Here is a 16,504-nt window from a genome sequence, read left to right on the forward strand (position 1 = left end):
AAATGGATTCATTACAGAACATCGTTTGTGAGCGGCGCACTTATTCACATATTTTTGATTCCCATGTTCACACATACTGTCAAATGCTCTTTCCTCTCGAAGGACAGCTGGACTTGGAGACAGAAAGACGTGAGGTGAGATTAAAACCGGATCAAATGCTGTATATTCCGCCAGGACATGAACACCGGTTCCGTTCTTTGGAGCGAAATGAATGTCTCGTTCTTGACATGCCGGCATACTTTTTAAAAGGCCCATTTGACCCCGGTGTGATCAATAAGCTTGATTCCTTTTGGACTTCGATCCGGTTTCTGCTGACAGAAGAGGCAAAGCAGCAGTCGTCTCATTCATTGAGTCTGCTCGCAGAATATATTGCTGAAAAGATACAAGAAAGCCGTACAAATGATTCAATCACATATATCCGCCGAAATCTCTCAAAGACTTTTACTATTAAAGAGCTTGCCGCAATCGAACATTACCACCCGGCTTATTATTCAGACTGGTTTAAAAGTCAGACGGGGAAAAGCCCGCAAGCTTATATTTCCGAGCTCCGTCTGAAGAAAGCGGAACAAATGCTTATTGAAACAAAATGCCGGCTGACAGACATCAGTCATGAGGTCGGCTTTCAAAATTTGTCTTCCTTTACCAGATGGTTTGTCAGACATAAGGGAATTACGCCGCGCGCCTATCGAAACACCTTTCAAACAGATAAATAAGCCCAAAGGCCGGTTAAATAAACTGTGTCTTTTTTTGGTATCATGATTGTAAAAAAGGAGTTTTTGATATGGCAGTCATCGAAGATTTTATGAAGCTTGATCTCAGAATAGGAACGGTCGTAAAAGCAGAAGTATTTCCGGAAGCAAAGGTCCCGGCCATTAAGATGACGATAGATTTCGGCGGAGAAATCGGCATAAAGCAATCAAGCGCCCAAATTACAAAACGGTATGAGCCAGGTGATTTAACAGGCAGGCAAGTTACCGCTATTGTCAACTTTCCGCCGCGGCGGATCGCCGGATTCAAGTCAGAGGTGCTCGTTCTCGGCGGCATCCCGGAAAAAGGAGACGTCGTCCTGCTTACGCCTGAGCAGACCGTACCGAACGGAACGAAAATCGGATAATAAAAAAAGACGTTTGCAGAAGCAAACGTCTTTTGCGTATTGAGGCGATACACCACACGCCACATTCGTGTGCGCCGCAAGGGCATGTGCATCGGCTTACACAATTCAGCTCATCGCTATATGAATATAGCATGGCGGCTGTAGAAATGCAAGAGATTTATATATATATGTTATATCTGGCTTTGTTTTGCTAATCATCATGACTACTTGGTGTAAGGTTTTGTTCAAATTCTATGATCTTGCATAAAACAGTGCGACAAATGAAAGAGGTTCAGCTTATCTTATATCCTATGGTAAAATTTAGACGGGAAGAAGCGGAAAGGAGACGTAAATGAAGATATTTGAAGCAGCCTCGTTCATTTCAGCTGCAGAAAAGCGGGCAAAACAATACAATCAGGTTAGAGACCAATTTATCAATCTCAGGAAAGCTTTTCAGGGAATGGCTGATTTAGATGACAGTGAGTTTTCAGGTAAAGGTGCTGATAACATCAAAGCATTCTTCCAAGATCACGCTGGTGTCACAGACAGCTGGCTTGATCTGATCGATATGAAGATTGCTTTTCTAAACAGTATCTCAGGAAAAGTAGCTGATGCAGGATTAGTCGATTCGTTTGTGGAAGAGTCATTTTTAGAACATGAGTTGATTCATGCGAAGAATAAATCAAAAGCCATCATGCAAGAACAGCGGAATGAAATGAGGGATATTCTTAACGAGATAAGCGATATTGTCCCTATGCAGGTTTTCTCAACAGAGGATGTCGATCAAAAGCTGGATTCAGCAGACAAGAAACGGGACAATACCATACACAAGCTCGGAAAGCTCGATCATGATCTAACGAAGGAATATGCAGAAACCGAGGCAAATGAACATTTCATTCAAGCAGATTTTCAACAGCTCCAAAATGCCACGGGAAAAGGGAAAAACGCAACACCACTTCACTATAACGCTAAGGCGTACAGAGAAAGTGACATACATAAGAAAAAAGGCGAGATTGCAAGACATTCAGATGCTTATTTGACAATGAAGAAGGAAGAAGCGAAAGAGCGGGAAATCAAGGATCTAAAGAAAAAGCTTGCTGATGGAGTAACTGATCCGGATGAATACTTAGAGGTTGCGAAGAAGATCGGGTACGAGAATCTTGAATCGTCCCAGCAACAATATGTCATTCAGCTTGAACAAGCAAAACAGATGGAAGAAGCAGGGGAAGTGACTTGGGATATTTTAAAAGGAGCCGGCGTTGGTTTATATGATGTTGGGAAAGACGCGTTAACCGGTTTATGGCAGCTGATTACCAATCCTGATGAAGTTGTTGAAGGTATCGTAGGGGCAGTTGCTCATCCGATTAACACTTATAATGCCATTTCAACAGCTATTGAGGAATCGTATCAAAAAGATATGGTGAACGGAGATGCTTACTCCAGATCAAGATGGGTGACATATGCAATTGGTTCAGCAGCTGTGGCTGTAGTCGGAACGAAAGGCGCAGGAGCCGTTAACAAGGCTGATGCGGCGGGGAAGGTCATAAACAAGGCAGGACAGGCAGGGAAGAAACTTAAGGATGTAAACCTTCCAGATCTGCTTCCCTATCATCCGAAGTACAAACTTGCTCTAGCTGATAACGTACCATACAATGTGGTAGACAGCCAAAACCTTAAAAATGAACTTTTGACCAATGCAAAGAAAATCCCGGATGGAACGAGAAAGCCGTTTACCGGTCAAGAAGTAAACCTTCCTTGGTTAAATAAAGAAAAGTACGGTGTTTTTGAAATAGACGGCAAAGTAAAAGTTAAAGGACAAATTAGAGATGTAAGCCGTAGAGTCTATACCTTAAATGACATTGATATTAATCAAAAAACTCCAAAAGGAAAAACCAACCTGGAATTAATGAAAGATGGTAAGTCTCCTTATGCTAAAGACGGAACACAGATTAACTTACATCACCTCATACAAGAAGAAAGTGGACCGTTGCTTGAGATACCTAATAGTTTACATACAAAGTATAGCGACGTAATACATGGCCTTAAAGGTAATGGAGAAAGCTTCAGGAATGATGTTTACCTGGAGAAACAGTACAATAATTTTAAGACAAGGTATTGGAAGTGGAGAGCAAAACAATATGAGAAAGAATAAGGGGTTATAAACAATGGATTTTTATTTGAAAGTAAAAGAATTCATAGCAGATAATGCAAAAGAAAAAGATTTTACGGGTGGGGTTGGAGAAGATAAAATTTTAAAAATTGAGCAAGATCTTCAAGTCGCGCTGCCAGATAGCTACAAATGGTTTCTTAGAAACTATGGTTCTGGCGGGGTTTATGGAATCGATTTATTAGGCTATGATTTTGGCGGTGCTTCAGTTGTAGAAACAACCAGGGAATATCATGAATATAGGGGGTTGCCAAGTGGCTTAGTAGTCATAGAACATGTTGATTTTTTTGGGTATTGCTTAGATACCAATAAAATCAACAGTGAAGGAGAATGTCCAGTTGTTATTTGGAGTGAATTCGGTGGCTATAAAGAACTTAATTCTGCCCATTTTATAAAGTTCTTTTATGAAAGACTTCATGATATGAAAGAAAACTGGGAAGAAGATGAAGACTGGGACGATTAATAAAAGAAAGCTCTCTTTTAGAGAGCTTTTTTCAGGCTTATTCTTTAACAGGATTTACAATGAGCAGACAGGCATTGCTCAAAATACTCGCGGCACCTATCCAAAGCAGCCATTGTGTTTCGGTCAGCCACGAGGCAGTTAGGATAAAGAGTCCAATGGCAATTGATATATAATTGCCGGCTCGGTCCAGTTTGCGTTTGCGATCAATTTTATATTTGGCATGAGAAATAAATTGATCAATTTTATCTTTCAGCTCATAGCTTTTTTCCTTTATCTTATTCTCTGCCTCTTTTACTTTTCGATAAAGCATATTATTCATCGTCTCCACTCCCGTATCGCCGTTTTGAAAATTCAGCCATGATTTTTTCTTCATAGCCATCTGAGATGAATTGAGCCTGGTCTTCAACTTTCAAATGTGCATTTTCTTCAAAACCATCCTGTTCTTCACCATCAAAACGATAAAGTTTTTGCAATAGCCTCCAGAATGTTTCAACTTCTTCAGTTGTGAACTCATGAAACATATCCGCTAAAAAATAGGTGGATTTTTCTGAACAGGAAATTAACGCTTTTGTTCCTTCAGGGGTAATCTCAATATTGATTGCACGTTTATCCTGTTTACTTGATACAGTGCGAACATATCCTTTTTTCGCAAGGCTTGAAATTAATTTGTTAGCGGTTTGTTTTGTTGTGCCCAGCTTTTTAGCGATATTCATAAGTGTGGTATCTTCCGTCGGTAAATGGGCAATAGCGATAAGAGTCATGTGCTGTCGTGAAGTCAACATGTCTAAGTATTCGTCTCCGCGAGTTTGCACCTTATTGACGACCGAAAACAGTGATGCGTAACTTTGTTGCATAAAATGCAGTTCTTTCATTAGTAAATTAATATCCATAAGTGATCTCCAATCTAAATTGTCACCATGTTGACAATTACAATATACATCGAAATAGGAAATAAGTCAACTTGGTGACTAAAAGGGGGGAGGTATGGCTGTTTTACAAATGTCACAGGCAGTCGGAGTGTTTTCAAAAGGTGAAATAAGTATAATAAATGCGAGAAGGTGTTTGACATGCAGAAAGTGAACTGGTCAGAACAGTATGAATGGTTCAATAAACAGGATGAAAAAGACGGGCGTTTAATGGCGCTCCTTCGTCATGAGCTTGCATACGAGGAAGTCATACGGTTATATACGAAAGGGTTTTATTTGAAATCCAAAGAAGGGGATGTTTCGTTAAGTAAGAACGATATCTGTCGTGTGTTTGGGGTTGAAGAGAGGCAGGGGGGCAAATCTTAATGAACGGGAAGAGAAGAACTCTCTTCCCGCTATTCACGGCAGCTGTTATTCTTTTTCCAGCATGGAAGTCAGCCATTCTCTTAATGCAGTTTTCTGTACATACCGCTTCCCGTTTCTGGTGATATGCGGAATGTCGGAAGTGTCAGGCACGATATGTTTTGCTTCTTCCTTAGTCACTCCTAAATAATAGCCAATATAATAGTGTAAGTCTTTTTCTTTAACGAGAATTTGGTCAGTGTGTTCATGAGGATCAGGTGATTTAAAGTTTTTTAATCCGTCTCCTATGAAATATCCTGCTAAAGCGATGCCAATGCCCGTAATGATATCCATACAGCAAACCTCCAATAAAAGTCATTATGTTTTATACGGTCAAATCCGCCGAAAGGATTCACCTTCAGTAAGAGCGGGGGAGCTTATTTTTGCTTTCCGATCTTTTCCACCTGCACCTTTCCGGAGAAGAAAACAGCGCCTCCGCCCATATCTGCAAGCCGATCGGGAGTGAGTGAATTGACCAGCTGTTTTTTATCATCCGCGTCGGCCCAAAGACCTTGGCTGACTGCAACGCCGGGAAGCACCTGTTCGCCGACTGAAGCTGTCAATTCACATTCGCCGCGGTTGTTCCAAATTCTCACGGTTTCTCCGTCTTCGATGTTCCGGCACTCAGCATCTTTTGAATGAATAAAAAGCTTTGGCGCTTTTTCCAGTTTTACGTGTTTTTCATTATTCGAAAATGTCGAATTTAAAAAGTTATGATTCGGTCCCGGGACAAATAACAGCGGGAAATTATCATCGCTCTCAAGAGGGATGTGCGTCGGCAGCGCCGGATAACCGTCCTGTTTCATCTTTTCAGAATATAACTCAATTTTTCCGCTCGGCGTCTTGAGCTTGCCCGGAAAAAGCGGTTTTTTCCGTTTCGCTCTCATGAAAGAATGGGATGAAAGCGAATCGTAATCAATATCCTCGATATACGGATTGGCGGGAAAGTCCAGCGCCTGTCTGATTAATCCTTCATCGGAATCCTGAAGCTCCTGCTCGGTAAAGCCCATCGCCCCGGCAAGCAAACGGAACACTTCCGTATTCGATTTGCTGTCCCCATATGGTTCGATCACCGGTTTTTGCAGCTGAATAAAATGGTGCCAGTAAGACGTGTAAAAATCCGTGTTTTCAAAAGCGGATGCAGCAGGGAGAACGATATCCGCATATTTGGCGGTTTCCGTTAAAAACAGATCGTGAACGACTGTAAATAAATCGTCCCGCTGCAGGCCTTTTCTGACTTTATTCGCTTCCGGCGCAACTACCGCGGGATTGGTTCCGTAAATAAACAAGGAGCGCACGGGCGGTTTTGTTTCTAAAAGAACGCTTCCGAGCCTGTTCATATTAAATGATCTTGGCTTCCTGCCGTAAAGCAGATCAGGCCGCTGGAGCGCTTGTCTGTTATAGTTTAATACCGCGCTGTTGTGCTTGATTGCGCCTCCCCCGGTGCGGAGCCACTGTCCTGTCACAGCCGGAAGGCAGGCGACGGTGCGGACGATCATACCGCCATTGTCATGGTGCTGAATGCCGTTTCCGATTCTGATAAGGGAAGGGGAGGTTTCCCCGTACATTCTCGCAAGGCGTCTGATATCGTCTGCTTTAACGCCTGTCATAACAGAAACCGTTTCCGGATCATACTGTTTGACATGCGCTTTTAATTCTTCACTGCCTTCGGTGTATTCTGTGAGAAATGCTTCATCGTGAAGGTTCTCGGCAAATAAAACATGCATGATACCGAGAGCGAGTGCGGCATCTGTGCCGGGGCGAATGGGAATAAACCAATCGGCAAGCCGGCCTGTTTGGTTCTTATGTACATCGATAACGACAATCTTAGCTCCTTTTTTCCGGGCTTTTTGAGCAATCATGACCTGATGCATATTCGTGCTGACGGCATTGATTCCCCAAAAAATAAAGAGCTTTGCATGTATGGTCTCTTCCGGATCAGTACCTGCGCCTTCTCCCATTGTATAGTTATAGCCCTCAGATCCGGCTTTGCTGCAGATCGTCCGTTCGAGCTGGCTCGCCCCGAGTCGGTGGAAAAAACGGCGGTCCATTCCCTCTGCCGCCAGTTTTCCCATATTACCGTAAAAGCTGTACGGGAGAATGCTTTCCGCTCCTTCTTCGGCAATAAGCTCTTTCCAGCGCGCACTGATCGTATTGATTGCTTCGTCCCATGAAATAGGCGCAAACACGGCTTCGCCTTTTTCGCCGATCCGTTTTAACGGGACGGTTAAGCGTTTTTCATCATAAATGCGCTCAGCCATGTGTCTGACTTTGTTGCAAATATTCCCTGATGTGACGGGGTGATCCGGGTCTCCCTGAATGTTAACGATTTTTCCGTCCTTTTTTGTCACAAGTAAGCCGCATTGATCGGGACAGTCCAGTGAGCACACCGACTTAAAGACCCCATTTGGCTGTTTTGCAGCAGAATTCATAGCCCATTTCTCCTCTTTTTTTATATTGTAAGCATTATAACATTTCGAAATAGATCGTCAATTCAGAAAAAAAGTGTTGACATCACGGAAAGACTTATCTATGATGAGTTTATTCTTTTAAAAGTCTGACAATTTCATCATTTTATTTTCTATCAAGAGAGGTGGAGGGACTGGCCCTATGAAACCTCGGCAACATTTATTGTGCCAATTCCAGCAAGCGTATGCTTGAAAGATAGGAAAGAATGGTCTATACATATTTGTGCGCTTCAAGCGGATAAAGACGGTATATGAATCTCTTTCCTTCTTCGGGGAAAGAGATTTTTTTGTGAAAAAATTTATGTGAAAAGGATGTTTTGCACCATGACGGTTTTAATTACCGCACCCTATCACGACGAGGGGCTGAAGGAGCTGACAGATCTGTTCGGCCGGACTGTGCACCTGCCGTGGAAGAAGCACGGCCGGGCCTATCGGGAAGATGAATTAATCCGGATGATTCAAGAGACAAACGCGTCGGGGCTTATTACCGAACTTGATAAGGTATCAGAGCAAGTGATTGATATATTGCCGGATTCCGCTTTTATCGGCGTCTGCAGAGGGATGCCGTCTAATGTGGATATCACGGCGGCGACTAAAAGAAAAATCCCTGTCTTCTATACACCGGCCCGCAATGCCCAGGCTGTTGCTGAAATGTTTATCGGAAATGTCATTTCGTTTTTGCGCCACACGTATTCTTCTCATCAGTGGCTGAAGGACGGGAAGTGGAATGGTGATTATTTGCAGGCTTACGTCAAATTCAGGGGAAATGAGCTGACGGGGAAAACAGTCGGCCTTATCGGTTTCGGAGCTGTCGGACAGAGAATCGCCCGGCTGTTGACGGCTTTTGACTGCAAGGTGCTGTACTATGACCCCTTTGTCAATCATGAGAACCGGGAGTATGAAAAAACGACGATTGAACGGGTATTTTCTGAAAGTGATATTGTCTCCGTTCATTTGCCGCGCACCGAAGAAACCATCGGCCTGATCGGCGCCCGGCACTTTCAATTGATGAAGCAAGAAGCTGTTTTTGTCAATACATCAAGAGCGGCGGTTACAGACAGAAAAGAGCTGCTGCGGGTGCTGAAAGAACGGCGGATTAAAGGAGCGATCCTTGACGTGTTTTATCACGAACCGCCTGAATCTTCTGATTATGAATTGATCTCACTGCCGAATGTGTTCGCGACTCCCCATTTAGCGGGCGCAACATTTGAGGTGGAGGATCATCATGTGAGGATTTTAAATGAGGCGCTTTTCAAATGGAAAAAAGATCAGCTCTGCTCAATACGTGAACTTTATAACAAAAGAGATCTTGAGATGGAAGGATAGAAAAAGGAGGAGGCTGTAATGGCTGAACAAAAAGGCTACCTTGTATTTGACATCGGGACGGGGAATGCGCGAGTCGCGGTTGTGACTGCCGGCGGCGACGTGACAGCATTGGAAAGGGAAGACATTGAATATGTGACGGATCCGCTTTATCCGGACGGCCGTTATTTCTCGCCGGAAAGATTATGGATGCAAATCAGCGCTATGGCAAAAAAGGCTATTGCCAAAAGCCCTCATATTACATTAATCGGAATCACCTCAACAAGCCAGAGGCAGGGAATTGTTCTGATTAATAAAGAAAAAAAGGCATTTCTCGGTCTGCCTAACATTGATAACAGAGGGCGCGAATGGGAGGGAGCGATCGAGTTAAAAGAAGAAGTGCACCAGCGCGCCGGACGCCTTCCGAGCGCTTTATTTTCTGCCATGAAACTTGTCGGGTTAAAAAAAAGACAGCCGTTATTATGGAAAGAAGTGAAGTACATCACAAGCATCAGTGACTGGGTGACATTTGAGCTGAGCGGAGTTTTAAGCTATGAACCGTCACAGGCCGCTGAAACACTGCTGTTTGACGTAAGGAAAAAGGCGTGGTCGGAGAAATTATGCAGCATCTTCGGGGTGCCTTCTGCCATTCTTCCTTCACTCGTCCGATCTGGGACGGTTGTCGGAATGTTAACGTTTAAGAAAGCGGCGGTTCTCGGTCTTTCTGAAAGAGTGCCTGTAATTGCAGGCGGGGGAGACACACAGCTTGCCATCAAAAGTGCAGATGCAAAGCCCGGAGATATCGTCATCGTATCCGGCACAACGACGCCGATTACAAAGATAACAGCGGAGACCGGAACCGAAAGTTTAGAGAATGCATGGCTGAATTGCCATACAGAAGAAGGTCAATGGCTTCTTGAAACGAATCCGGGTGTAACGGGACTCAATTATCAAAAATTAAAATCCATTTTTTATCCGAATGAATCCTACAGCGTCATGGAACGGGAAATCGCCAGTCTGCCGAAACATGATCAAGCTTGTGTTTCTGCGTTAGGCTCCTATTTATCGCCTGAGAAAAACGCACTCGCAAAAGGCGGATTTATTTTTGATGCCCCGCTGTCCCAAAGTTTAAGCCGAGCGCATTTTGTCAAAGCCGCTCTGATGGAAATCGCTTTTTCAATCAAATGGAACTATGAGGCGTTAACAGAAGTGACTTCCTTTTCCCAAAATGTGAAGGTGTGCGGCGGGGGTTTCCAAAGTGAATCGTTGACACAGTTTCTTGCTAACTTTCTGCAAAAGAAGATTTATAAGAGAGAAGGCTTCAGCCAGGCATCCGTAATGGGGGCGGCGATGATCTGCAACGAGGCTCTCGGTGTGAAAGAAGAACTTTCGAACCGCACAAAGCTAATTGAACCGGAATCGGATCAGACGGATCTCTTCCTATATGAAGAATGGAAACATACGCAAAAATTATTTGCGCATTTTCAGCCCAGCGGTGAAAGCCTGACTTGGGGATGAGATGACAACATGTAAGATTGCTGAGGAGGAACAAAAAATGCTTAATAAAATAGGAATTCCGAAACAGCTTGCCTGGGGATTTTTAGGGGTCGTGCTGTTTATGATGGGGGACGGCCTTGAACAAGGCTGGCTCAGCCCGTTTTTAGTTGAAAACGGCTTGACGGTACAGCAATCAGCATCCCTGTTTACGGTTTACGGTATTGCTCTCGCTGTGGCGTCTTGGTTTTCAGGCGTCTGTCTCGAAGCCTTCGGCGCAAAGCGGACAATGTTTATGGGGCTGTTATTTTACGTTATCGGAACATCCGCGTTTATCGCATACGGATTTGAAAATCTTAATTTGCCGGTGATGTATGTCACGTATTTTATTAAAGGGCTGGGCTATCCGCTGTTTGCCTATTCTTTTTTGACATGGGTGATTTACCGGTCGCCGAAAAGCAAGCTCAGTACGGCGGTCGGCTGGTTCTGGATTGCTTATTGCTGCGGCATGTTTGTATTCGGAGCCTGGTATTCGAGCTGGGCCATCAAATCTTTCGGCTATTTGAATACGCTGTGGAGTTCGATTTTTTGGGTATGCCTCGGCGCGTTTTTTGCTTTGATTTTAAATAGGGACCGCTTTGAAAAGAAAAAAGCAAGTAAACAGGAAAAGGTGCAGGAATTAATGAAAGGAATCACCATCCTTGCTGAAAATCCGCGTGTGCTTTCAGGGGGGATTGTTCGGATCATCAACAGTATCGGAACATACGGATTTCCGGTATTTCTCACAATGCATATGGGGCAGCACGGCATTTCTACAAATGTATGGCTGCAGATTTGGGGCACGATCTTTCTTGGCAATATCGTCTTTAACTTAATCTTCGGTGCAGTCGGCGATGCGTTCGGCTGGAAAAAGACTGTCATGTGGTTCGGGGGAGCGGGCTGCGGCATTTTTACCCTTTTATTATATTATGCTCCTGTTGTATCACATGGGAACTTGCTTTTCGTCAGCATTGTCGGCTTTATTTGGGGAGGGCTTCTGGCCGGATTCGTTCCGATCGGAGCTATCGTGCCGACAGCGGCCGGCAGTGATAAAGGTGCTGCCATGTCTGTGTTAAATCTGGCCGCGGGCCTGTCGGCATTTGTCGGCCCCGCGCTTGCCTGGGCGTTTATCGGGCTTGTCGGCGCACAAGGCGTAGTATGGATTTTCGCGGCGCTCTATTTCGCAAGTGCAATCCTGACAAATCAAATCAAAATACCTGAAGAAAAAACGGCAAAACACGATAAATCATTGCCTGAATATGCTTCTTAACAGAAACGCCCCGAAGGCTCGGGGGCGTTTTTTACAGCTTCTGAAGAAACCCGGCAAAGCGCTGAATTTGTTCACGTAACGATTGTTTGTTTTCGTGAAATTGTTTGAAACGATGTCCGTTTGCGCCGGACGGATGCGGGAAGCCTTCCAAAATGACCGCATGATTCATCCTCCCGTTCTTTTTCAGCATGCGGCAGGCGGATTCTGCTGCTTTTCCGAGAGGGACGAGCAGAATGTCCTTTTTCATCATTTCTATTTCGTCCGGAAAATATTTCAGCGCATAACGGCTGAGAAGAGCTGACCTGCTGATGGGCGGCTGATGTCCCGTATAGTTTTTCTGTTGATAAAAAACAGGGTGTTTGATAACGGATGTCGTATGAAGCAGCTCCCGTTTTGCACCAAATAAACAGGATGAATTCTCAACTCGGAACGCGGCCGGCAGACCGCATTCATTAAGCATTTCGATCATGTGCTGCCTCATTGAACCGGAAAGCCCGGCCGCTTTTTTTGTTTCATATGCAACCACCTCAAGAGATTCGCCGTTTTTTAAAAGCTGTGCCGCTGCTTTGTAAGCCCGCTGCATCTGAAAAAAACCGGGTGTAATTCCGGAGATGACAACTGCAGCATGAGGGTTGATATACTCATTATGAGGCGAATAATACATATCCAGATCTCCGTCCTTTGCTAAATGGAACTCCGGAGTCAGCAAATCCGATTTTGTAAATCCTCCCGAAGATGATAATGCTTTAAGCTGGCGCGAAAAATGTGCAAGCCGCTCACGATTGCAAATCATATTATGCCTCCTTGAACCCGCTCATTCTCTTAGTGTCAGCAAAAACGGCGGATGGCATGCAGGCTCATAAATCGCTTTTACCGGCGTTCCAGAGCATCTTCAGAACATGAGGCGTTCCTTTTGCTTCGGCAGCCGTCGTTTGCACGGCTGTTTTTTTAGTGAGAAAGTCTTCCTGCAGTTCTTTCTGCTTTTGTGATAACAGACGGGTTTCTGTTTTGATTTCTTCAACGGACGTCTGCATGGACGCTGCCGTGGCGTTAATCTTCTTTATATCAGGCGCTGTCTTTCTTTTAAAACGCACGGCTGATACGGCTAAATAAACCAAGGCGCCAGCCGCAACGGCAGCACTGATATACAAAATGATCATCATCTGCTTTTCACTCCTTTTTTCAGTTGATACCCTTTATGGAGTCTGTTGAATCGTTTTATTTGCTAATTGTTTTTTTTCTGCTTATAATGTGAAATCGTACTTAAGGACATTCAGAAAGGGTGAAAGACATGGAAAGCATACAGAACAAAACGGCTCTTATTACGGGTGCGGGCAGAGGAATCGGCCGCGCCGCCGCTATTGCTTTAGCGAAAGAAGGAGTCAATATCGGTTTAATCGGCCGCACTGAAGCAAATGTTAAAAAGGTTGCAGAAGAAGTGGAAGCCCTTGGTGTAAAGACATCATTCGCTGCTGCCGATGTGAAAAGTCAAAAAGAGGTCGAACAAGCCGTCGCTTCTATTAAAGAAGATCTCGGTGAGATTGACATCCTTATTAACAATGCCGGAATCAGCAAATTCGGCGGATTTTTAGATCTTACGCCAGAAGAGTGGGAAGACATCATTCAAGTTAATGTAATGGGTGTATACCATGTGACACGCGCCATTCTTCCTGAAATGATCGAGAGAAAATCAGGAGATATCATTAATATTTCCTCTACGGCTGGCCAAAGAGGCGCCGCGGCGACAAGTGCGTACAGCGCTTCGAAATTTGCCGTTCTCGGTCTGACTGAATCTCTCATGCAGGAAGTGAGAAAACACAATATCCGTGTCAGCGCAATGACTCCGAGCACGGTTGCCAGCGATATGTCAATTGAATTAAATCTGACAGACGGCAATCCGGAAAAAGTCATGCAGCCTGAGGATCTTGCAGAATATATGGTTGCTCAATTGAAATTACATCCGCGCATTTTCGTCAAAACTGCCGGTTTATGGTCAACCAATCCTTAAAAAAAACGGGATCTGTCTTTTTAGACAGGTCTTTTTTTGTTTCCTTAAAACCGAATGAGCAGATATAAAGGATTTGTGCGAAAAAAGGAATGAAAAAGAAACCGATATCAGTTATAATTTAAACTAAATAAACTATGTACCAAATGTTCAAATATATTTTTTCCGCCGTTCAAAAAAACAAATCAATACAAATTAAACTGTTCGCACAATGAAAGGGAAAACGGAATATAAAGAGAATATTTAGTACATGGAATAATTTGTTAGAGGAAAGGGTGTGCACATATTGAAAGAAGAAAAAAGAAGTTCAACCGGTTTTTTAGTGAAACAAAGGGCTTTTTTAAAGCTTTACATGATTACAATGACAGAGCAGGAACGGCTTTACGGACTGAAGCTTCTCGAGGTGCTGCGCTCCGAATTTAAACCCATCGGTTTCAAGCCGAATCATACTGAGGTATACCGTTCACTCCACGAACTCTTGGATGACGGGATCTTAAAACAGGTAAAGGTCAAAAAAGAAGGAGCCAAACTCCAGGAAGTCGTTCTCTATCAATTTAAAGACTATGAAGCTGCGAAGCTTTACAAAAAACAGCTTAAGACAGAGCTTGACCGCTGCAAAAAGCTGATAGAAAAAGCCCTTTCCGATAATTTTTAAATCTGTCCGGAACACACCCCGCCGCCCGGGCTCAGGCGGTGTGTTCTGTGATTCATTATACATAATAACAGGCTCGGAACAATACATATCAATAAAACCTTCAAACTTGACATTGACTCCTGACATGATAACATAAAAAACGTGTGAAAATGCGAACAAAATACGAACAAGGGAGATGTTACCGATCTTAGATCAAAAGAAAGTTGCTTTTATAGGAGCAGGATCAATGGCTGAAGGAATGATATCAGGCATGGTCCGCGCAAAAAAAATTCCCAATCAAAACATCTGCGTGACAAACCGCCGAAATACAGAGCGACTCGCTGAATTGGAACATCAATACGGAATTAAAGGCACGGATTTTGACAGCATGAAAACCGAAGACATTGATGTCTTTATTTTAGCTATGAAACCGAAGGATGCTGAAATCGCTCTGGAGACGCTGAAACGGCGTATTCAACCTCATCAAATCATCCTGTCTGTCTTGGCAGGCATAACAACCTCATTTATACAACAATCATTACATGAGAATCAGCCGGTTGTAAGAGTCATGCCGAACACATCCAGCATGATCGGCGAATCGGCAACAGCTGCGGCTTTCGGAGACCATGTCTCTCAAAGTTCAGCACAAACTGCGGTATCCCTTCTGGAATGTCTCGGTGAAGTATATGTGATCAAGGAAGATCAGATGGACATTTTCACCGGCATCGCAGGCAGCGGGCCGGCATACTTTTATTATTTAATGGAGTTTATCGAAAAAGCAGGTGAAGAAGCCGGCTTAGATAAAGAACTGTCCCGCAAAATCGGCGCGCAAACATTATTAGGCGCAGCCAAAATGCTGATGGAGACAGGGGAAAAACCGGGTGTGCTTCGAGAAAACATCACCTCTCCAAACGGCACGACTGCAGCCGGCCTTGATGCGCTCAGGTCTGAAGGCGGCGGGGAAGCCATTGCCAAAGCCATTAAACATGCGACTGAACGTTCTATTGAGATCAGCAAAACAATTGAAAAAACAGCAGCACTATAAAATAAAAACAGGAGTGATACAGTGACGTCTCGGACGGAGATCAAAAGAGTCGCGGTGAAAATCGGCAGCAGCTCACTGACGAGCCTGCACGGAGAAATCAGCAGAAGAAAACTGGAGACATTGGTGGATCAAATCGCACAGCTGAAAGACAGCGGTTATGAAGTGATTTTAGTATCTTCCGGCGCAGTGGCGGCAGGTTATCGGAAGCTCGGCTTTATTCAGAAACCGGAAAGCCTCCCTGAAAAACAGGCTTCTGCTTCCATCGGGCAGGGATTATTAATGGAAGCTTATTCAAAGCTTTTTTTAGCGCACGGTTATGTCGCGTCACAAATTTTAATTACAAGAAGCGACTTTTCTGATGAATACCGCTATCATAATGTCCGCAATACAATGAACGTCCTTTTGGAACGAGGCATTATTCCGATTATTAATGAAAATGACACCGTCACAGTCAATCGGCTGAAATTCGGTGATAATGATACACTCGCGGCAAAGGTCGCAGGCTTAATTGATGCTGACATGCTTGTGATTTTATCAGATATCGACGGATTATATGATGATAATCCGCGCAGCAACCCGGAAGCGGCACGAATCAGACATGTAAGTGACATCACCCCGGAAATAGAAGCAAGCGCGGGAGATGCCGGGAGTGAGATGGGAACCGGCGGAATGCGTTCAAAGCTGGATGCTTTTAAAATTGTGATGGCCTCCGGTATTAAAGGCTTTCTCGGGCAGGCTAATACCCCGGACATTCTGCTTCAAGCGGTAGAAGAGGCGGCTGAAGGAACTTATTTTGAAGCGGAAGGAACCCTCCCGTTAAACCACAAAGAACAATGGCTTGCATTTAATTCCGGCCCCGAAGGCGAGATTGTGATGGAGAAGAAAAGCAGCCGCGATATAGCGAACGGAAATGTGGCGCTCTCACCGCAGGATATCGAACAGATTAACGGCAGATTCAGCAGCGGGGCGGTTGTCAGACTGCTTGATCAGCAGGGAGAAGAGCTTGGGCTCGGCATCGTCAATTATTCCTCGGCTCAGCTGAAGACATATAAAGAAACGCCGCATAAACAGACCGGCCAATCAGTCATTGATCCGGAAGCGTTTGTCTGCCACGTTGAACTGTCCATCCCGATCGGCTGAGAAAAGTCAATAAAATATGGCAAAGCCCGAGGCTTCGTTTTGAAGCTCGGGTTTGT

Annotated in this window: 18 protein-coding genes and 1 riboswitch; of the genes, 12 read left to right on the forward strand and 6 right to left on the reverse strand. The window is 44.3% G+C overall.

The features are described from left to right. The first annotated feature begins 2 nt into the window (after positions 1-2). From ACXN9U_RS05130 to ACXN9U_RS05145, 4 genes are all read left to right on the forward strand, one after another. Positions 3-713 carry an AraC family transcriptional regulator gene (locus ACXN9U_RS05130; protein ID WP_060962576.1) on the forward strand — a complete coding sequence of 237 codons (711 nt, stop codon included), beginning with the start codon at positions 3-5 and terminating at the stop codon, positions 711-713. 68 nt (positions 714-781) lie between these two features. Next, complete coding sequence (gene csaA, locus ACXN9U_RS05135; protein ID WP_060962577.1) at positions 782-1,114, forward strand: chaperone CsaA; 333 nt, start codon at positions 782-784, stop codon at positions 1,112-1,114. Between the two features lie 331 nt (positions 1,115-1,445). Continuing rightward, positions 1,446-3,245 (forward strand): T7SS effector LXG polymorphic toxin, encoded by a 1,800-nt coding sequence (locus tag ACXN9U_RS05140; RefSeq protein WP_060962614.1) that lies wholly within the window; start codon positions 1,446-1,448, stop codon positions 3,243-3,245. Between the two features lie 13 nt (positions 3,246-3,258). After that, complete coding sequence (locus tag ACXN9U_RS05145) at positions 3,259-3,723, forward strand: SMI1/KNR4 family protein (RefSeq protein ID WP_060962615.1); 465 nt, start codon at positions 3,259-3,261, stop codon at positions 3,721-3,723. A 37-nt stretch (positions 3,724-3,760) separates the two neighbouring features. Here the strand turns inward: ACXN9U_RS05145 and ACXN9U_RS05150 are convergent, their stop codons facing one another. Further along, positions 3,761-4,042 carry a hypothetical protein gene (locus tag ACXN9U_RS05150; protein WP_060962616.1) on the reverse strand — a complete coding sequence of 94 codons (282 nt, stop codon included), beginning with the start codon at positions 4,040-4,042 and terminating at the stop codon, positions 3,761-3,763. Continuing rightward, entirely contained in the window at positions 4,035-4,613 is a 579-nt protein-coding gene (locus tag ACXN9U_RS05155) for a MarR family winged helix-turn-helix transcriptional regulator (protein WP_060962617.1), read from the reverse strand. Before ACXN9U_RS05155 ends, ACXN9U_RS05150 begins: the two co-directional genes overlap by 8 nt. Positions 4,614-4,790: 177 nt before the next feature. Here ACXN9U_RS05155 and ACXN9U_RS05160 point away from each other — a divergent pair, with 177 nt between their 5' ends. Next, complete coding sequence (locus tag ACXN9U_RS05160) at positions 4,791-5,015, forward strand: hypothetical protein (protein WP_060962618.1); 225 nt, start codon at positions 4,791-4,793, stop codon at positions 5,013-5,015. A 45-nt stretch (positions 5,016-5,060) separates the two neighbouring features. On the opposite strand, the gene ACXN9U_RS05165 is transcribed toward ACXN9U_RS05160, so the two are convergent. Both ACXN9U_RS05165 and ACXN9U_RS05170 read right to left on the reverse strand, forming a co-directional pair. After that, complete coding sequence (locus ACXN9U_RS05165) at positions 5,061-5,345, reverse strand: hypothetical protein (RefSeq protein WP_060962619.1); 285 nt, start codon at positions 5,343-5,345, stop codon at positions 5,061-5,063. Between the two features lie 83 nt (positions 5,346-5,428). Continuing rightward, positions 5,429-7,483: a molybdopterin oxidoreductase family protein gene (locus ACXN9U_RS05170; protein WP_060962620.1), complete on the reverse strand. Its 2,055-nt coding sequence runs from the start codon at positions 7,481-7,483 to the stop codon at positions 5,429-5,431. Between the two features lie 146 nt (positions 7,484-7,629). Next, positions 7,630-7,722, forward strand: a riboswitch (SAM riboswitch). Between the two features lie 121 nt (positions 7,723-7,843). Here ACXN9U_RS05170 and ACXN9U_RS05175 point away from each other — a divergent pair. Genes ACXN9U_RS05175 through ACXN9U_RS05185 form a run of 3 tightly spaced genes read left to right on the forward strand, consistent with a single transcriptional unit; the run spans position 7,844 to position 11,624 of the window. Beyond that, a complete protein-coding gene (locus tag ACXN9U_RS05175) occupies positions 7,844-8,845 on the forward strand; it encodes a 2-hydroxyacid dehydrogenase (protein WP_060962621.1) in 1,002 nt (333 codons plus the stop codon). A gap of 18 nt (positions 8,846-8,863) precedes the next feature. Beyond that, complete coding sequence (locus ACXN9U_RS05180; RefSeq protein WP_489202249.1) at positions 8,864-10,339, forward strand: FGGY-family carbohydrate kinase; 1,476 nt, start codon at positions 8,864-8,866, stop codon at positions 10,337-10,339. Positions 10,340-10,376: 37 nt separating this feature from the next. Further along, positions 10,377-11,624, forward strand: coding sequence for an RbtT/DalT/CsbX family MFS transporter (locus ACXN9U_RS05185; RefSeq protein WP_489202250.1), 1,248 nt, complete (start codon positions 10,377-10,379; stop codon positions 11,622-11,624). A 31-nt stretch (positions 11,625-11,655) separates the two neighbouring features. Here the strand turns inward: ACXN9U_RS05185 and ACXN9U_RS05190 are convergent, their stop codons facing one another. Next, entirely contained in the window at positions 11,656-12,417 is a 762-nt protein-coding gene (locus ACXN9U_RS05190) for a hypothetical protein (protein WP_060962623.1), read from the reverse strand. 64 nt (positions 12,418-12,481) lie between these two features. Beyond that, positions 12,482-12,787 carry a DUF948 domain-containing protein gene (locus ACXN9U_RS05195; protein WP_489202251.1) on the reverse strand — a complete coding sequence of 102 codons (306 nt, stop codon included), beginning with the start codon at positions 12,785-12,787 and terminating at the stop codon, positions 12,482-12,484. 128 nt (positions 12,788-12,915) lie between these two features. Here ACXN9U_RS05195 and ACXN9U_RS05200 point away from each other — a divergent pair, with 128 nt between their 5' ends. From ACXN9U_RS05200 to proB, 4 genes are all read left to right on the forward strand, one after another. Beyond that, on the forward strand, positions 12,916-13,632 hold the full coding sequence (locus ACXN9U_RS05200) for a 3-ketoacyl-ACP reductase (protein ID WP_060962625.1): 717 nt from the start codon (positions 12,916-12,918) through the stop codon (positions 13,630-13,632). Positions 13,633-13,915: 283 nt separating this feature from the next. Next, positions 13,916-14,284, forward strand: a complete 369-nt coding sequence (gene rtp / locus ACXN9U_RS05205) for a replication termination protein (RefSeq protein WP_016936568.1) — start codon at positions 13,916-13,918, stop codon at positions 14,282-14,284. 175 nt (positions 14,285-14,459) lie between these two features. Next, entirely contained in the window at positions 14,460-15,308 is an 849-nt protein-coding gene (gene proC, locus ACXN9U_RS05210; protein ID WP_082761589.1) for a pyrroline-5-carboxylate reductase, read from the forward strand. 21 nt (positions 15,309-15,329) lie between these two features. Further along, on the forward strand, positions 15,330-16,448 hold the full coding sequence (proB, locus tag ACXN9U_RS05215) for a glutamate 5-kinase (RefSeq protein WP_060962627.1): 1,119 nt from the start codon (positions 15,330-15,332) through the stop codon (positions 16,446-16,448). The last annotated feature ends 56 nt before the right edge of the window (positions 16,449-16,504 follow it).

Source organism: Bacillus sp. BACIII, assembly GCF_057836745.1.